Origin of the sequence: Chryseobacterium sp. SNU WT5, assembly GCF_007362475.1 — a bacterium.
In the GTDB taxonomy this organism is placed as follows: domain Bacteria; phylum Bacteroidota; class Bacteroidia; order Flavobacteriales; family Weeksellaceae; genus Kaistella.
In genome coordinates, this window is record NZ_CP041687.1 from 2,257,937 (window position 1) to 2,274,153 (window position 16,217).

13 protein-coding genes are annotated in these 16,217 nt (G+C 36.4%); 7 read left to right on the forward strand and 6 right to left on the reverse strand.

Annotated elements, in window-relative coordinates; translation table 11 throughout:
• The first annotated feature begins 113 nt into the window (after window positions 1–113).
• Window positions 114–671, forward strand: coding sequence for an RNA polymerase sigma factor (locus tag FNJ88_RS10670; protein ID WP_143853103.1), 558 nt, complete (start codon window positions 114–116; stop codon window positions 669–671).
• 46 nt (window positions 672–717) lie between these two features.
• Complete coding sequence (lipA, locus tag FNJ88_RS10675; protein WP_143853104.1) at window positions 718–1,584, forward strand: lipoyl synthase; 867 nt, start codon at window positions 718–720, stop codon at window positions 1,582–1,584.
• A gap of 75 nt (window positions 1,585–1,659) precedes the next feature.
• On the opposite strand, the gene FNJ88_RS10680 is transcribed toward lipA, so the two are convergent.
• Both FNJ88_RS10680 and FNJ88_RS10685 read right to left on the reverse strand, forming a co-directional pair.
• Window positions 1,660–2,136, reverse strand: coding sequence for a Dps family protein (locus FNJ88_RS10680; protein ID WP_143853105.1), 477 nt, complete (start codon window positions 2,134–2,136; stop codon window positions 1,660–1,662).
• 23 nt (window positions 2,137–2,159) lie between these two features.
• Window positions 2,160–2,666: a pyridoxamine 5'-phosphate oxidase family protein gene (locus FNJ88_RS10685; protein WP_143853106.1), complete on the reverse strand. Its 507-nt coding sequence runs from the start codon at window positions 2,664–2,666 to the stop codon at window positions 2,160–2,162.
• Between the two features lie 263 nt (window positions 2,667–2,929).
• Between FNJ88_RS10685 and FNJ88_RS10690 the strand changes: the two genes are divergently transcribed.
• Window positions 2,930–3,472, forward strand: a complete 543-nt coding sequence (locus FNJ88_RS10690; protein WP_143853107.1) for a lipocalin family protein — start codon at window positions 2,930–2,932, stop codon at window positions 3,470–3,472.
• A gap of 229 nt (window positions 3,473–3,701) precedes the next feature.
• Complete coding sequence (locus FNJ88_RS10695; RefSeq protein WP_143853108.1) at window positions 3,702–4,955, forward strand: CinA family nicotinamide mononucleotide deamidase-related protein; 1,254 nt, start codon at window positions 3,702–3,704, stop codon at window positions 4,953–4,955.
• 4 nt (window positions 4,956–4,959) lie between these two features.
• Here the strand turns inward: FNJ88_RS10695 and pdeM are convergent, their stop codons facing one another.
• From pdeM to FNJ88_RS10715, 4 genes are read right to left on the reverse strand one after another with little or no spacing between them, the layout of a single operon-like run.
• Window positions 4,960–5,604 (reverse strand): ligase-associated DNA damage response endonuclease PdeM, encoded by a 645-nt coding sequence (pdeM, locus tag FNJ88_RS10700; protein ID WP_143853109.1) that lies wholly within the window; start codon window positions 5,602–5,604, stop codon window positions 4,960–4,962.
• On the reverse strand, window positions 5,601–8,054 hold the full coding sequence (locus FNJ88_RS10705) for a ligase-associated DNA damage response DEXH box helicase (RefSeq protein WP_143853110.1): 2,454 nt from the start codon (window positions 8,052–8,054) through the stop codon (window positions 5,601–5,603). The genes pdeM and FNJ88_RS10705 overlap by 4 nt, the downstream gene beginning before the upstream one ends.
• Before the next feature lie 17 nt (window positions 8,055–8,071).
• Complete coding sequence (locus tag FNJ88_RS10710; protein ID WP_143853111.1) at window positions 8,072–9,652, reverse strand: ATP-dependent DNA ligase; 1,581 nt, start codon at window positions 9,650–9,652, stop codon at window positions 8,072–8,074.
• Window positions 9,653–10,672: a ligase-associated DNA damage response exonuclease gene (locus tag FNJ88_RS10715; RefSeq protein WP_143853112.1), complete on the reverse strand. Its 1,020-nt coding sequence runs from the start codon at window positions 10,670–10,672 to the stop codon at window positions 9,653–9,655. It lies immediately after the preceding gene.
• Between the two features lie 187 nt (window positions 10,673–10,859).
• Here FNJ88_RS10715 and FNJ88_RS10720 point away from each other — a divergent pair, with 187 nt between their 5' ends.
• The 3 genes from FNJ88_RS10720 to FNJ88_RS10730 all read left to right on the forward strand — a co-directional run bounded on the left by FNJ88_RS10720 (window position 10,860) and on the right by FNJ88_RS10730 (window position 16,086).
• Window positions 10,860–11,516 (forward strand): head GIN domain-containing protein, encoded by a 657-nt coding sequence (locus tag FNJ88_RS10720; protein ID WP_143853113.1) that lies wholly within the window; start codon window positions 10,860–10,862, stop codon window positions 11,514–11,516.
• A gap of 95 nt (window positions 11,517–11,611) precedes the next feature.
• Window positions 11,612–13,693 (forward strand): M13 family metallopeptidase, encoded by a 2,082-nt coding sequence (locus tag FNJ88_RS10725; RefSeq protein WP_143853114.1) that lies wholly within the window; start codon window positions 11,612–11,614, stop codon window positions 13,691–13,693.
• Window positions 13,694–14,004: 311 nt separating this feature from the next.
• On the forward strand, window positions 14,005–16,086 hold the full coding sequence (locus FNJ88_RS10730) for a M13 family metallopeptidase (RefSeq protein ID WP_143853115.1): 2,082 nt from the start codon (window positions 14,005–14,007) through the stop codon (window positions 16,084–16,086).
• Window positions 16,087–16,217: the final 131 nt, after the last annotated feature.

Consider the following 16,217-nt stretch of genomic DNA (forward strand, 5'->3'; position numbering starts at 1 on the left):
CAATACTCTTTTTAACTTTGTCTCGCAAGATAGGATTTTAAACTAAATTTTTCAAGTTAATTCTTAACATTTTAAAGCAATTCATTTGCCAAATTCTTACCTTTGTTGCACTCATGAAAAACACCGATCTTTTAACCTTAATTGCTCTTGCCAAGAACAAAAATCAGAAAGCGCAAACTCAGCTAATTAATTTATTTTGGGTAGATGTTTTTAGTTTTGTCATGAAGAAAGTCCAGAATGAGCATGTTTCAGATGAACTTACTGTTTCTGTATTTTCTAAAGTTTTGGCAAAATTAGATTTGTATGATCCCAATTTTCAATTTAAAACCTGGATTCTAACAATTGCTCAAAATTCTATTATTGATTACTGGCGCAAAAAATCAAGAGATACTGAAGATACTATAGACAATTTTGATGATTTTAAAAATCATTTGGCACTTTCACCGGAAGAATTGTTAATTTCGGAAGAAGACCAGAAACAGATTCTGACCGTCATAGAAAGTCTGGATGCTAACTATAAAGAGATGATTAAGTTGCGTTTCTTTGAAGAGAAAAGTATTAAAGAAATTGCTGAAGAACTTAACTTGACTGTTGCCAATACGAAGGTGAGAATTATGAGGGCAAAAAAGTTGCTGGCTGGCTTACTAAAGAATAATGACTTTGAAGATTAAGTGCAAACCCATACGAATTTTGTAAATTTGTTATTTATTATTAAAAATGAACGAAACACTTACTGATACGACTACTCAAAAACCAAAATGGATTCGCGTAAAACTTCCAACTGGGAAGAATTATCGAGAGCTTAGAACCTTGGTTGATAAATATAAATTAAACACCATTTGCCAAAGCGGGAGTTGTCCAAACATGGGTGAATGTTGGGGTGAAGGAACTGCAACTTTTATGATATTGGGAAATATCTGTACCCGAAGTTGCGGATTTTGCGGAGTAAAAACTGGAAAACCCTTGGATGTCAATTGGGACGAACCTGAAAAAGTGGCCCGTTCAATCAAATTAATGAAGATTAAACATGCGGTATTAACTTCCGTAGATCGTGATGATTTGAAAGATATGGGATCTATTCTTTGGGCAGAAACAGTGAATGCAGTACGTAGAATTTCACCAGGAACCACTATGGAAACTTTAATCCCTGATTTTCAAGGAATTACCAAGCATATAGATCGTTTGATCGAAGTGCATCCAGAAGTAATATCTCACAATATGGAAACGGTTAAACGATTAACCAGAGAAGTTCGTATTCAAGCGAAATATGAACGAAGTTTAGAAGTTTTGTCTTATTTAAAATCGGCAGGCCAAAATCGAACTAAAACAGGATTAATGTTAGGATTGGGTGAAGAGAATGACGAGGTTTTTCAAACGATTGAAGATATCAGAAATGCAAACGTAGATGTGATTACAATTGGACAGTATCTACAACCGACTAAGAAACATTTACCGGTCAAGAAATTTGTAACACCTGAACAATTTACTGAGTTCGGGGATTTCGCGAGGAGTCTAGGCTTCCGACATGTAGAAAGTTCACCATTGGTAAGAAGTTCCTACCACGCAGAAAAGCATATTCACTAAAAATATAAGTAGAAGCCGCCTCAGTATTGAGACGGCTTCATTTTTACTTTCCTTTATAATGAAGGGAATTATTAATTAGTCTTTGAAATATTTTCGCAATTTCCAAGCCATTTTCTCATGTTCCTGCATCAGTCCGTTTAAGAAATCCGACGTTCCTGCATCATTATGATCTTCTTCTACCTTGTCTAAGTTTTCTCTTAATGATTTAACGATAGATTCATGATCACCAACTAGTTCTTTAAGCATGCCTTGGGTATCCGGCACTTTTCCAGGAGTTTCTTTTAATTGAGATTCTTTCGCAAACTCTGCAGTTGTCCCTATAGCTGTTCCTCCCAAAGTTGCGATCCTTTCTGCAACTTCATCAGCTGCTTCTGCCACAGCATTGTACTGGTTTTCAAATAGAAGATGTAATTCCATAAAATTATCTCCGGATAAATTCCAGTGGAATTTTCTTAGTTTAATGTATAAAATGTTGCTGTCAGCCAAAACTGTATTTAAAATTTTGTGAACTGCGGTTAGATTTTTTTGAGTAATTCCTAAGTCTGGTTTCATAATTTATATTTTTAATAAGTTAATTATACATGTAAGTTTCCTTCTCTGCCATCATCATTATCCGATTTTTGTCCTGTGATCGCTGCGGTGGCAAAATGAAGCATCGATACAAATTTTCCAACTTTCGGTTCCCAATAATATGTTTCTTCTGGAGTCACCCTAATCACAGAAACATTTGGATCATCAGAACCATCAAACCAGGCATTTGCGAGGGGACTCCATTTATCTTCGATCGTTCCTTTATCGTTGTAGATATAGGCTTTTCCTAAAATTGAAAGATATTCGGAATCGCTGTTGTTCATAAAATAAAGCTGTACGCGATTGTCTTCTTTAATTTCAAAGTTCTTGTGACTTTGGTCACTACTTAAAAACCAAAGATTTCCCTCTTCATCAGTTTCTTTCAGACTCATTGGTCTGGAAGAATTTGGAAGGGTTTCAAGATCGGTACAGAACATACAGATTCTTGCGCTTTCCGACAGTTTCTTTAAAGTTTCTATGGCTTCTTTTTGCCCTAAATTTTCAGTTGACATATTTTTGATATTTTAATGTTAGCACAAATAAATCGTTGTAAACAATTAAATTCATTTGATAGTTAAGTAGATTCAAAAACTAAACCATGTTTCTTTAAAACGTATTTTAATAGGTTAAAATTTTCTTAAATTATGAAATACATTAATTAGTTTGCTGTTTAATTATTGATCCCACAATACGGCTTGGTTTTTGTTTTTGATTAAATCTACTATAGAATATTTACCGTCTAAATTTTAGTTGGTCTTTAATTAAAACATAAGAAGTGAAAAAATTTAATAAAATAGCAATTCCTGTCGCTTTAGGAATTTTTGGTTTGGCCGTCTTAAATTCATGTTCCGTGGGAATTCCCAAAGGTGCCACTGCAGTTCAAAATTTTAATTCTCCAAAATTCTTGGGTAAATGGTATGAGGTCGCGCGTTTCGATTATCGTTTTGAAAAAAATATGAATAACGTAACAGCAACCTATTCCAAAAAAGACAATGGGAATATTAAAGTGGACAACAGAGGCTATGACTATGTGAAAAATAAATGGAAAGAAAGTATCGGGGAAGCCAAATTTGTCAAAAATGATAAGATCGGCGAGTTGAAAGTCTCTTTCTTCAAACCAATTTGGGCAGGTTATAATGTGATAGATATCGATGACGATTATAAATATGCCCTAATTTCCGGCAACAATCTGGATTATCTGTGGATTCTTTCCCGCGAGAAAACAATTCCAGCTGTCTACAAAGAACGGTTTTTAGCAAAAGCGAAAAGTATCGGGTACAACACTGATCAATTAATTTGGGTGGAGCACGATAAGTAAAATTTTGATGATTTGGGCAACAATTTCCGCCTACCATTCGCGCTTTTTTGTTCCAGTCCGTTTCACAAAAAGAGATCCATTAAAATCACAAAGTGATTAGACGATTCAAATAAAAATAAAAAAGAGGCATAGAGTCAATTCGGGTTGCAAGAAATGCTTATTTACAAAAACTGAATTTTATTTCATGTGCTGGAATAAAATTCAGTATTTTTATACTCTAAATTCTTTTATGGAAGCAGTCCTTATCACTATCGGCGACGAAATTCTGTCCGGAAATACCGTCGATACCAATTCTAATTTTATCGCTGGAGAACTGAAAAAAATCGGCATTCCTGTCGTTCAAATATTCACTATTTCAGACGAGATTGAAAGTATAAAAAATGGGTTAGATGCCGCCCTTAAACTGGGCGATTTGGTTATTGCCACTGGAGGACTCGGACCTACCAGAGATGATAAGACCAAAACTGCATTCAAAGAATTTTTCAATGATGAAATTATTTTAGATCCAGCGACTTTTGAACATTTAAGGAAATTGTTAGAGAAAAGAAACAGGGAGCACTTGCTTGAGTTGAATAAACCACAAGCTGAGGTTTTAAGCAAAGCGTTTATTTTTCAAAACGAAAACGGAAGCGCACCCTGTCAAATGATTCAGGAAAATGGCAAGATTGTAATATCACTTCCCGGAGTTCCTTTCGAAGTCAAACCTTTAATAAAAGATAAGATCATCCCTTTTTTGGCAGAGAAATTCAGTTTAAATCACATTGTCACCCAAACCGTTTCCGTCGTTGGGATTCCCGAAAGTTTGTTATCTGATCAAATCGAATCCTGGGAATTGGCTTTGCCAAAAGATATTTCACTTTCTTATCTGCCCGTTGGAAATCGTATTAAGCTTCGGTTAACCTCGCAAGGAAAATCCAAAGAAGAGCTTGAAGAAAGAATAGAATATGAAGTTCAGAAATTAAAACCTTTAATTGGCGAAAATGTTATCTCTTGGAACGGCGATCACATCGAAGAAATATTGAAAGAAATTTTAGATGAAAAGAAATTGACCGTTTCGACAGCTGAAAGTTGCACTGGCGGCGAGTTGTCAAGATTATTAACATCTATTTCGGGCAGTTCTACTTATTTTTCAGGCGGAATAGTGGCTTACGATTATCAGAAGAAAATGGAAATTCTCGGTGTTTCAAAAGAAACCATCAAAGAAAAAACGGCCGTGTCAGAAGAGGTTGCACAGGAAATGAGTTTTGGTGGGCAACAATTATTCAAAACAAATATTTCGCTTTCTACCACAGGTGTCGCAGGGCCAAATTCAGATGAATTTAATAATGAAGTTGGAACTGTGTTTTATTCTGTACGCGTTAATCATTTTGAAAAAACAAGCAGACTGCATCTTCCACATTTTGAGCGAAATGATTTCGTCAGCTTTGTTTCAAAACGGGTTTTACAGGATTTGGTTGAAATTTTAATAAAAGAACATTATTAAATTTTTAAAGTTCAAAGATCAAATTGTCAGTAAACGCAATACAGTCAAAGTCCTCGCAAGATTTAGTATCCAAACCGGTAAACTCACTGAAGGCAGGAAGAATTAACTGATTATTTGAAACTCTAAAACACGGCAGCCGAACCGATTTTCTTTTTTCTAATTTCACCGTTACGCCGGGGTGAAGATGCCCTGAGATCGAAAACTTATTTTCAGCATCTTCCGGCTCATGGATAAAAGTGAAAGGTTCGATCAATAAGGAATTTTCAACAATTGAAATATCCAGATGTTTCAATAAATCTGCTTGGTGAATATCATGATTTCCTTTGATCAAAATTATTTTTAAAGCGGGATTCTTCGAGCGCCACTCCTCGAAAAGTTCGAAATCTTTATTTTTACCGGCGTGTAAGAAATCACCAACAATGATCAATTGTTCTGTGTTAAAATTCTCAACCAAAACTTCTAAGCGTTCTAAATCTCTTTCCAAAATATTAGCCGGAATGGGAATTCCATTTTTCCTGAAATAGGCTGTTTTTCCAATATGCAGATCACTAATGATCACCGCTTTTTGTTCTTGCCAAAATAAAGCGCGCTGATTGGTAAATACAAGAGTTTGGTTTTGGATTGTTTTCTCTAAGGTCTGCAACGTCATTTTTTCATTTTCTTTTTCATGGTTTCTACTTTCATGCGTAGAATGCGGGCTTTTAAATCTTCGCTGCTCAAACTTTGACGCAAACTGTCGACTTTAATGGGGAAACTTAAGGGTGTAAAGGTATTTGAATTTTTAATAATAATTTCACTTTCATGGATTCGATTAAAGGCATCAACCAATCTAGATTCATCAATTTGCTGAAAGAAAACTTCCGAATACGCCTGCTTTAATAATAGGTTTTCCGGATCGTAATCTTCTAAAACATTAAATATTAAACCGGAAGACGATTGTAGATTTTTATTATTTTTCTGCTGTCCCGGATAAGTGCGAATCACCATTCCCGAAATAACGGCGATATCACGAAATTTCCTTCTTGCCATTTCTGTAGAATTGACAGAAGCCATCACATCGCGAATTAGATTTTCTTTGGACAAGATTTCATGAATATTTTCTTCAGTTAAGGGAATTTCTAATTTCGAAAATAATTCAAATCCGTAATCGTTCATAGCGATTGAAAAGGAGATCGGCGAAATACGGGAAATGCGGTAGGCAATGAGTGCCGACATAACTTCATGTATTAATCTTCCTTCAAACGGGTACATAAATAAATGATGACCTTCACGCGTTTTGATGCGTTCGACCAGAAACTCATTTTCGCTTGGAATATGTGAATTTTCCTGCTGACTTACTAAAAGCGGATGTAAAAATTGCAGTTCTTTCTCAGATGATTTTGCATCCAAAGATTCGGAAAGTTTTTGGCGTAGAAAAACACTTAGGTAAGATGACATCGGTAACCTTCCTCCCAAATAACTGGGCACAATTCCCTTACCATTGGAGTTCCGAACATAAACCGTCATTTCCTTGACGTGCGAAACTTCAAGCACTCGTCCGGCCAAAATAAATTTATCGTTTTTCTTTAATTTTGAAATAAAATATTCTTCGATCATTCCTACATATCCACCAGAAAAAAACTTGACTTTTAGCATCGAATCACTTACGATGGCGCCAATATTCATTCGATGCAACATCGCAATTCTTCGAGATGTTACTTTATACAAACCGTTTTCAATAACGACTTTATGGTATTCTTCGTAGTTTTTTAATTTGCCGCCGACAGTAATGAAAGTCAAAATCCAGGTCCATTCTTCTAAAGACAATTCTCTAAAAGCATTGGTTGTCGTAATTTGCTGATACGTTTCTTTTTCATTAAAGCCGTCGCCAACCGCCAACGTCAGTACGAACTGAAGCAAAACATCATAACATAAAACCAATGGTTCCCGAGGTTCAATTTTATTTTGTTTCACGGCTTCTTTCAAAGCGGCGACTTCAATCAGTTCTAAAGAATGCGTCGGAACGAAATAGATCTTAGAAATTTCAAAAGGCGAGTGGCCACTTCTTCCGGCACGTTGTAGAAATCGCGCGATTCCTTTACTCGACCCAATTTGAATCACCGTATCCACTGGTTTGAAATCCACTCCTAAGTCTAATGATGAGGTTGAAATCACGGCTTTTAAATATCCGGATGATAAATTTTCCTCGATCCAAATTCGAATATCTTTATCGACCGAACTGTGGTGAATTGCTATTTGACCCGCAAAATCAGGATGCGTATTCAGTAAAACCTGATACCACATTTCGGCCTGACTTCGGGTATTCGTAAAAACCAAGGTCGTTTGACTTTCCAGAATGATCGGTATGATTTTGTCGGCCAGTTTTGTTCCTAAATGTCCGGCCCAGGGCAAGACTTCTACATCATCTGGGAAAACAGATTTGATCTCGATTTTCTTTCTTTCCTTGGCGACGATCTTCGTTTTTTTGATATCGTAAGGAATTAAAACATCCATCGCTTCCTCCAAATTTCCGATGGTTGCAGTAATTCCCCAGATTCTTAATTTTTTCTGATAATTAAAGATTCTTGACACCGCGAGTTCCGTCATGACTCCACGCTTGGAACTGAGCAGTTCATGCCATTCATCGACAACTATACATTGTAGATTTTTGAAAAACTTCTGATGTTGTTTTTGGGCTAGAAGTAAGTGCAGGCTTTCTGGTGTAATGATTAAAATGTCGGGCATTTTTTTCGTCTGTCTCGCCCGAATGTTCTGTGGAGTGTCGCCATTTCGAACGGAAACTTCCCAGTCTAATCCAATTTCGTCTAAAGCTTCGCTCATGGCTTTTGCGATATCTTTTGCTAAGGCACGAAGTGGCGTTATCCATAACAATTTCATTCCTGGTTTATAATTTTCCGGATGGTTCATATAATCGATGACGACTGCTAGAAAAACGGAAAATGTTTTCCCAAAACCTGTTGGCGCAATCACCATTCCTGAATAATTATTGGAAAATTTAAACCACGTTTCTGACTGAAAACCAAACGGCTCCCGGTCTTTTTCATCCATCCATTTTTTGATGATTTGAAAACCTGTGGAATTTTTAAACTTTTCGGTCATTTAGATTTAAGATACTTTTAAGTAATCAGTTTTTTAATTTCTTCAAGTTCATCAATTTCTTCTACTGTTTTATCGCGACGCCACCGCACAATTCGTGGGAATCTTAAAGCGACTCCGCTTTTATGACGGCTGCTAAAACCAATTCCTTCAAAAGCGATTTCAAAAACCAATTCGGGTTTTACCGTTCTCACGGGTCCGAATTTTTCAATCGCATTTTTATTCACAAACCTACTAACTTCCATTATTTCCTTATCGGTCAAACCGGAATACGCTTTTGCAATGGTCACCAGTTTATCTTCATTTTTCACGGCAAAAGTATAATCTGTGTAATAACTGCTTCGTCGCCCCGAACCTTTTTGGGCATAAATTAAAACCGCATCAATCGTAAGCGGACTGACTTTCCATTTCCACCAGTCGCCTTTTTTTCGTCCGGCATGGTAATGAGAATTGAGTTCTTTCAACATCAAACCTTCGGAATTATTATCTCTGGAATTTTCTCTGATTCCTGCCAAGTCTTCCCAGGTTTCTGCATGAACAATTTCTGAGACCCTGATTCGTTCAACCGGAGAATTTTCAATTAAACTTTCTAAAAACAACCTTCTTTCTGATAAAGGTTTCTCCCGTAAATCTTCAAACTCTAATTCTAAAATATCATACACAAAAATATGGACCGGAAGTTCTTCCAGCATCTTTTTAGGAATAGTTTTACGGTTTAATCTTTTCTGTAATTCATTAAAATTAAGAACTTTGTTTTCTCTAACAACGAGGATTTCTCCATCGATCACAAAATTTCCTTCCACTTCTTTTAACGCGGTGACGATTTCCGGAAACTGTTCGGTGACCAATTCTTCGCCACGCGACCAGATGAAAATTTCGTCATTTCTTTTGATGAATTGCCCGCGAATACCATCCCATTTAAATTCTGCCTGCCAGTTTTTCCGGTCACCGAGATCCTGTGTTTCCTTTTCTAAAGGATACGCAAGACAAAAAGGGTAAGGTTTCGATTGATCCGGATTAATATGGGTTCCCTGAATAAGATCATCAAAATTTTCTTCCTCCATTTTCCATTTTCCCATAATGGAATGCATCAGAATATTTCCATCAACGCCTGAAAATTTGGAAAGTGCGTTGATCAGTAATTTCTTGGAAACGCCAATCCGAAAGCTTCCACCGATCAATTTATTAAAAATGAAGCGTTCCACATGGTTTAATCCGTTCCAGGATTCGAGGACATATTTTTTCTTTTCTTCGTCAGTTTGATCTGTCAACGCAATGAGTTCGGTCATCCATTGATTTAATGATTTGTCGATCTCATTTTCCGCGTTGGGAAGAATTAAAGATAAGGTTTCGCCCAAATCTCCAACAGAAGAATAAGACTCAATAAAAAGCCATTCCGGAAGTTGGGTAATTTCCAAAGCCCATTGTTTTAAAAGATTGGTATTAACGGGTCTTTTTGGTCGTTTCCCAGTAAACAAAGCTAAAAACCATAATTTGTCACTGGCGTTTGCAGTTTGCAAGTAAGTGACCATCGCTTCTACTTTGGCGGTGGTTTTATTGGTGCTGTCAAGCGCGTTGATGAGGTAGGCAAAATCTTTCATTTAGTTTTCTATCAATTCTTTTTCGGAAGGTTCTTCATCGCCAAAAATGGTTTTCAATTCTACGGCATTGATGCCAATTTCATTTAAGTATTTGGAGAAAACGGCGGTTTGTCCGTGGGTGACATATACTTTTTCAGCTTCGGTAGCTTTGACAGTTTCGATGAGTCCGGTCCAATCTGCGTGATCTGAAATGGCAAAACCAGCATCTGCCGACCGCCACCGTCTGGAACCGCGAACCTGCATCCAACCAGAACAAATTGCCGTCGCACGATTTGGTATTTTTTTAATAATGTTAGAATCAAATAAAGCAGGTGGCAAAATCACGATTTCACCATCGGCGTGTTTTACACTTTCCGTGAAATCCAAAGTTTCATATTCAGGTAAATCAATTCCCACTGATTCCATTCCTTCATTAAGTTTTCCAATAGAACGGTGGACAAATATTTTGCTGCTGCCTTCAATGGATTTCATAATCCTCTGGGCTTTTCCTAAAGAGTAGCCGATGAAGACCGAAGTTTTTCCATTATCTCGATTTTGTTGCACCCAGTTTTTCATTAATTCAGAATATTCCTGAGGTTTGAGCCAATGATAAATAGGCAAGCCAAAAGTGCTTTCTGTGATGAATTCATTGCATCTCACCAATTCAAAAGGCGTTGATAAACCATCATCATCCGTTTTGTAATCGCCGGAAAAAACGATCACATATCCTTTGTATTCCATTCTGATTTGCGCGGAACCAATAATATGTCCCGCAGGATGTAATGAAACTTTGACGCCGTTAATGATGATTTCTTCTCCATATTCCATCGCTTGGATTTCTATATCTTCTCCAATTCTATGTTTTAATATGGGTCTGGTAAAGTGGTGACATAAATATTTTTTCATTCCCCACCTTGCGTGATCTCCGTGGCCGTGTGAAATTACAGCTAAGTCAACCGGCTTCCATGGGTCAATATAAAATTTCCCAGGAATGCAGTAAATTCCTTTGTCGGTCAGTTTTATAAATGTTTTTGATTTCATAATATTTGAGAAAATATATTTTAGAGAGAAGTGGGTAGGGTTATTCAAAAATTAAACCTTTCTCAATGATTTGGTAAGAAATAATACCAAGATTTCAATAAAAGTATTAAGTGATGTTAAAATGACGGATGGATTTAAAATAAATTCTTCTCAAAAACGTTACTTTTACCAAACTAAAATTAAAGTTATGAAAAAAGTTGCAGTGGGTTTAATGTTGGGTGTTTTCCAACTTTCCTTTGCTCAGTTTACAAGAAATGTGGGTGAATTTTCCTCTCTGAAAGTATACGATAAAATAAATGTCGTGATTATTCCATCAACTGAAAGTAAAGTAGAAGCCGAAAATGCTGACGTAGAAACGGTGAACAAAAATGGAGAATTGAAAATTAGAATGACTCCTACAAAAATAATGCAAGGACATCAAGTTTCTGTTATGGTGTATTATCAAAGTTTAAATGATATTCAGGCAAGTCAAGGTTCTTCTGTGACGAATAAGAATACTTTGAAATCCAGTATGCTGAGTTTAACTGCTAATGAAGGTTCACAAATAAATTTAGATATCAATACAGGAAAACTTAATGTAAAAACCAATTCTGGTGGAGAAGTGGTCGTAAAAGGAAATGCGGAGCATCAAGATATTATTGTGAATACTGGTGGAATATTTAACGGGCAAACTTTAGAATCGAAAAGTGCCACAGTCACTTCAAATGCGGGTGGAATTGCCGAAGTTTTTGCGACAGAATCCGTAAGTGCAACCACCAGAGCGGGTGGAGTAATTGATGTGTATGGTGATCCAGATGAACGAAAATATAAAAATGTGATTGGTGGAAAAATAAACTTTAAATAACAAAAAAGAGTCATTCGCTAAGAATGACTCTTTTTTGTTATGGATACTTGTAACAAAAAAACAAAAACTAAGACTAAATAATAAAGAGTGCTACTATGAAAAATATGAAAATAAGTATCTTGGCTTTCGCTGGGATGTTTGCAATTAATTCTTGTGCTACTAAAGTATCGAATCCTGCAGAACCAGAAGGGCCGTCGGTAGAAAAAGTGAAAGAAGTTTCGGAACAAGGATTGGATTTGTCAACGATAGACAAGTCTGTTCGTCCACAGGATGATTTTTATAATTTCGTGAATGGAAGTTGGATGAAAACAGCGAAAATTCCTGGTGATAAATCAACCTGGGGTTCGTTCAACAAGTTAGCAGAGGATACTGATAATAATTCGATGACGATTTTAAATTCTTTATTGAATGATCAATTTGAACCCGGAAGCGAAGGGAAGAAAATCCAGGACATGTATGCTACCTATATGGATATGTCAAAAAGAAATGCCGACGGCATTGCACCTATCAAATCTGATCTAGCAAAAATCGACGGAATCAAATCAATGACTGATCTGCAAAATTATCTGATTGAAGCAACTAAAAACGGAGAAAATCCTTTTTATGCGTGGGGTGTAGATTCAGATTTGAAGAATTCAGGGATGAATGCAGTTTATTTGGGTACCGCAGATCTTGGTTTGGGTAGAGATTATTATCAGAAAGTAAATCCGAAAAACACTGAAACCCTCACGGAGTACACGAAGTATGTAACATCTATGTTGAAGGTTTTGGGATATAAAAATGCTGAAAGTACAGCACAGGAAATTGTTAATTTTGAAAAAAGTATTGCGCAGACTTACTTAACAAATGAGCAGATTCGCGATGCTACTTTACAGTATAATCCGCAAACAATGCCAGAACTTTCGAAACTGGTAAAGAATGTGAACTTACCGAAATACTTTACTGCAGTTGGTGTTAATACGGATAAAGCAATTATTGGTGAGTTAAAATATTACCAAAATTTAGACAAGTTCGTTAATTCGAAAAATATTCCTTTGATCAAAGATTATATGAAATTTCATTTGCTTTCGGGAAGCGCAAGTTACCTGTCTAAAGATCTTGATGACATGAAATTTAATTTTTACAGCAAATATTTGCGTGGTCAGGATGTACAGAGAGCTCAGAACAAAAGAGGATTTGAACTTATTAATGGCGTTTTAGGTGAAGCATTTGGTAAATTATATGTAGAGAAATACTTTCCTGCAGAAGCTAAAGCTCAAATGGTTGAGTTGATCGGTTATTTGAAAAAAAGTTTTGCTTCACATATCAGTAATTTAACTTGGATGTCTCCGGTGACAAAAGAAAAAGCTTTGAATAAACTTAATAAGTTTACGGTAAAGGTTGCTTATCCAGATAAGTGGAAAGATTATTCTAAGCTGACGATTGTTGGTGAGAAGGACGGCGGTACTTTATATCAAAATCTACAGAATGTAAATTCCTGGAGTTATCAGAAAGAGCTAGAAAAAGTAGGAAAACCAGTTGATCGTACGGAGTGGGGGATGACTCCACAAACCGTAAATGCTTATTATAATCCAGTAAATAATGAGATCGTTTTCCCAGCAGCTATATTGCAGCCACCATTCTTTAATCCAAATGCAGATGCAGCGGTAAATTTTGGGGGAATTGGAGCGGTAATAGGCCACGAAATTACGCACGGTTTTGATGATTCAGGCGCGCAATTTGACGCAGATGGAAATCTTGTAGATTGGTGGACTGCTGAAGATAAAGCAAACTTTGAGAAAGCGACTAAAGCTTTAGCAGCACAGTATGGAAAATACGAACCAATTAAAGGAAATTTCGTAAATGGTGAATTTACAAATGGTGAAAATATTGCAGATCTAGGAGGTGTTAATATCTCTTACGATGCATTACAGATGTACCTCGAAGATCATGGGAATCCAGGAACAATAAGCGGTTATACGCAAGATCAAAGATTTTTTATGAGCTGGGCAACCGTTTGGAGAACACTACAAAAAGAAGCAGCATTACTTAATCAAATCAAAACAGATCCGCATTCTCCAGGATTGTACCGAGCTTTTGCTCCGTTGGTGAATACCGATGCATTCTATAAAGCGTTTGATGTAAAAGCAGGTGATCAACTTTATAAAAAGCCAGAAGAAAGAATTAAGATCTGGTAATAAATAAGGGTCCTAATTAAAGAAAATCACTCACTTACTTGGGTGATTTTCTTTTAGATGTATCTTTCCTTCGGGAATGATGCGCTCGCTCTTCAATGCCTCATCCGGGTCGGGCTTTTTGCTATACCTGCCTGCAGACAGGTCTTTTTTTTATACTAAATCCTTCTTCCAAAGAAAAGGACTTATAGCAAAAAAAAGGGATGTCGCTGTAATCCCCTTACGTTATAAAAAATGGCGTGATAAAGGAATAAATATTCAATAATAAATAATTATCTTTGATAATAATCTTAAATAACATTAATAAAAGGCTTATGAAAAGAATTACTATTGCAACCCTTGCTTTTTCAGGAATCGTTTTCCTGAATTCTTGTTCAACTTCGAAAGTGACAAGTGTGGAAAAGGAAGAAACAACTACTGTAGAGCAGACTGCAAAAACAGACGATGGAATCAATCTCTCTTATATGGATACATCCGTTCGTCCACAAGATGATTTCTTTAATTATGTGAATGGAAACTGGATGAAAACAGCGGAAATTCCATCAGATAAATCAAGTTGGGGAAGCTTCAATGCTTTGAGAGAAGATGTTGATAATGCCTCTTTAGAAATTTTAAATAAAATCCTAACTGACAGGTTTGAGCCCGGTTCTGAAGGACAAAAAATCCAGAATCTTTATGGAACCTTTATGGATTGGGACAAAAGAAATGCAGATGGCATTAACCCAATTAAGGGAGATTTAGAAAGAATTGATAATATTAAATCAATTTCTGAACTACAAAAATACCTGACGGAAGCTACAAAAACGGGCGACAATCCTTTCTATGCCTGGCGTGTTGGAGCAGATATGAAAAACTCTGTGATGAATGCTGTTTACTTAGGTGGCGCTTCACTAGGATTAGGTCGCGATTACTATCAAAAAGATAATGAGGCTAATACAAAGACGTTAGAAGAATATAAAAATTATTTAACTCAGTTATTTACCATTATTGGTTATAAGAATGCACAGCAGGCAGCAGCAAATGTTTCCGCCTTTGAAAAAAAATTGGCTAAAGATATGTTGACCAATGAAGAAAATCGTGATGCTAATCTTCGTTACAACCCGAAGACAATGCCTGAGCTTTCTAAATTGGTGAAAAATGTGAATTTACCAAAGTATATGGCTGATGTGGGTGTGAAAACCGATAAAGTCATTGTAAGTGAACTGAAATATTATCAGAAAATGGATTCTTGGATGAACGATCAAAATCTGCCGCTTATCAAAGAATATATGAAAGCGAGATTGGTTTCTGGAAACGCAGGAAATCTTAATAAAGAATTAGATGATTTGAATTTCAACTTCTATTCAAAATATCTTCAAGGTCAGCAAGAACAGCGTGCCATGAATAAAAGAGGTTTGGGCGTGATTAATGGTGTTCTGGGAGAAGCTTTTGGTAAACTGTACGTGGAGCAATATTTCCCGGCAGAAGCAAAAAGCCAGATGGAAACGTATATTATGTATATCAAGAAATCGTTTAAGCAACATATTGCAGATAACGATTGGATGACACCAGAAACGAAAGTGAAAGCACAAGAAAAACTCGCTAAGTTTTCGGTGAAGATCGCTTATCCTGATACATGGAAAGATTATTCTAAACTTCAACTACAAGGGAAAGCAGATGGTGGAACGTATTACAAGAACTTACAGAATATCACCGAATGGAGTTATGCTAAAAATTTAGCCAAAGTTGGTAAGCCGGTTGATAAAATGGAATGGGGAATGTCTCCACAAACCGTAAATGCTTACTACAGCGGTTCCAACAATGAAATTGTTTTCCCGGCTGCGATCTTACAACCACCTTTCTTTAACTTCAAAGCAGATCCTGCTGTAAACTTTGGAGGGATTGGTGCCGTAATAGGACACGAAATCTCGCATGGATTTGATGATTCTGGTTCTAGATTTGATGGAGATGGAAATCTTAATAACTGGTGGTCGGAAGCAGATCGTAAAAACTTTGATGCGAAGGTGGGAGCATTAGCAGCTCAATACGATGCGTATGAGCCTGTTAAAGGGAGTTTCATTAACGGTAAATTTACAAGTGGTGAAAACATCGGTGATCTAGGTGGAGTAGCTGTAGCTTATACTGCACTGCAAATGTATTTGAAAGATAAAGGAGATCCCGGATTAATCAGCGGATTCAACCAAGACCAAAGATTTTTTATGAGTTGGGCAACGGTTTGGAGAACCAAATCTACGGAGAAATATATGGTAAATCAAGTTAAAACAGATCCACACTCTCCAGGATTTTTCCGCGCATTTGGACCTTTGGTAAATCAGGATTCTTTCTACAAAGCATTCGACATTAAACCAGGTGATAAATTATATAGAGCGCCAAACCAGAGAATTAAAATCTGGTAATGCACTGAAATAGTGATTATTTATAACCCTTTCAAATACTGAAAGGGTTTTTTTGTAACAATAGTAGAAGTTTCATTACAAATTATGTAGTAAGTTAAGTGGTTGCTTAAGATTATTATAATATTAATTGG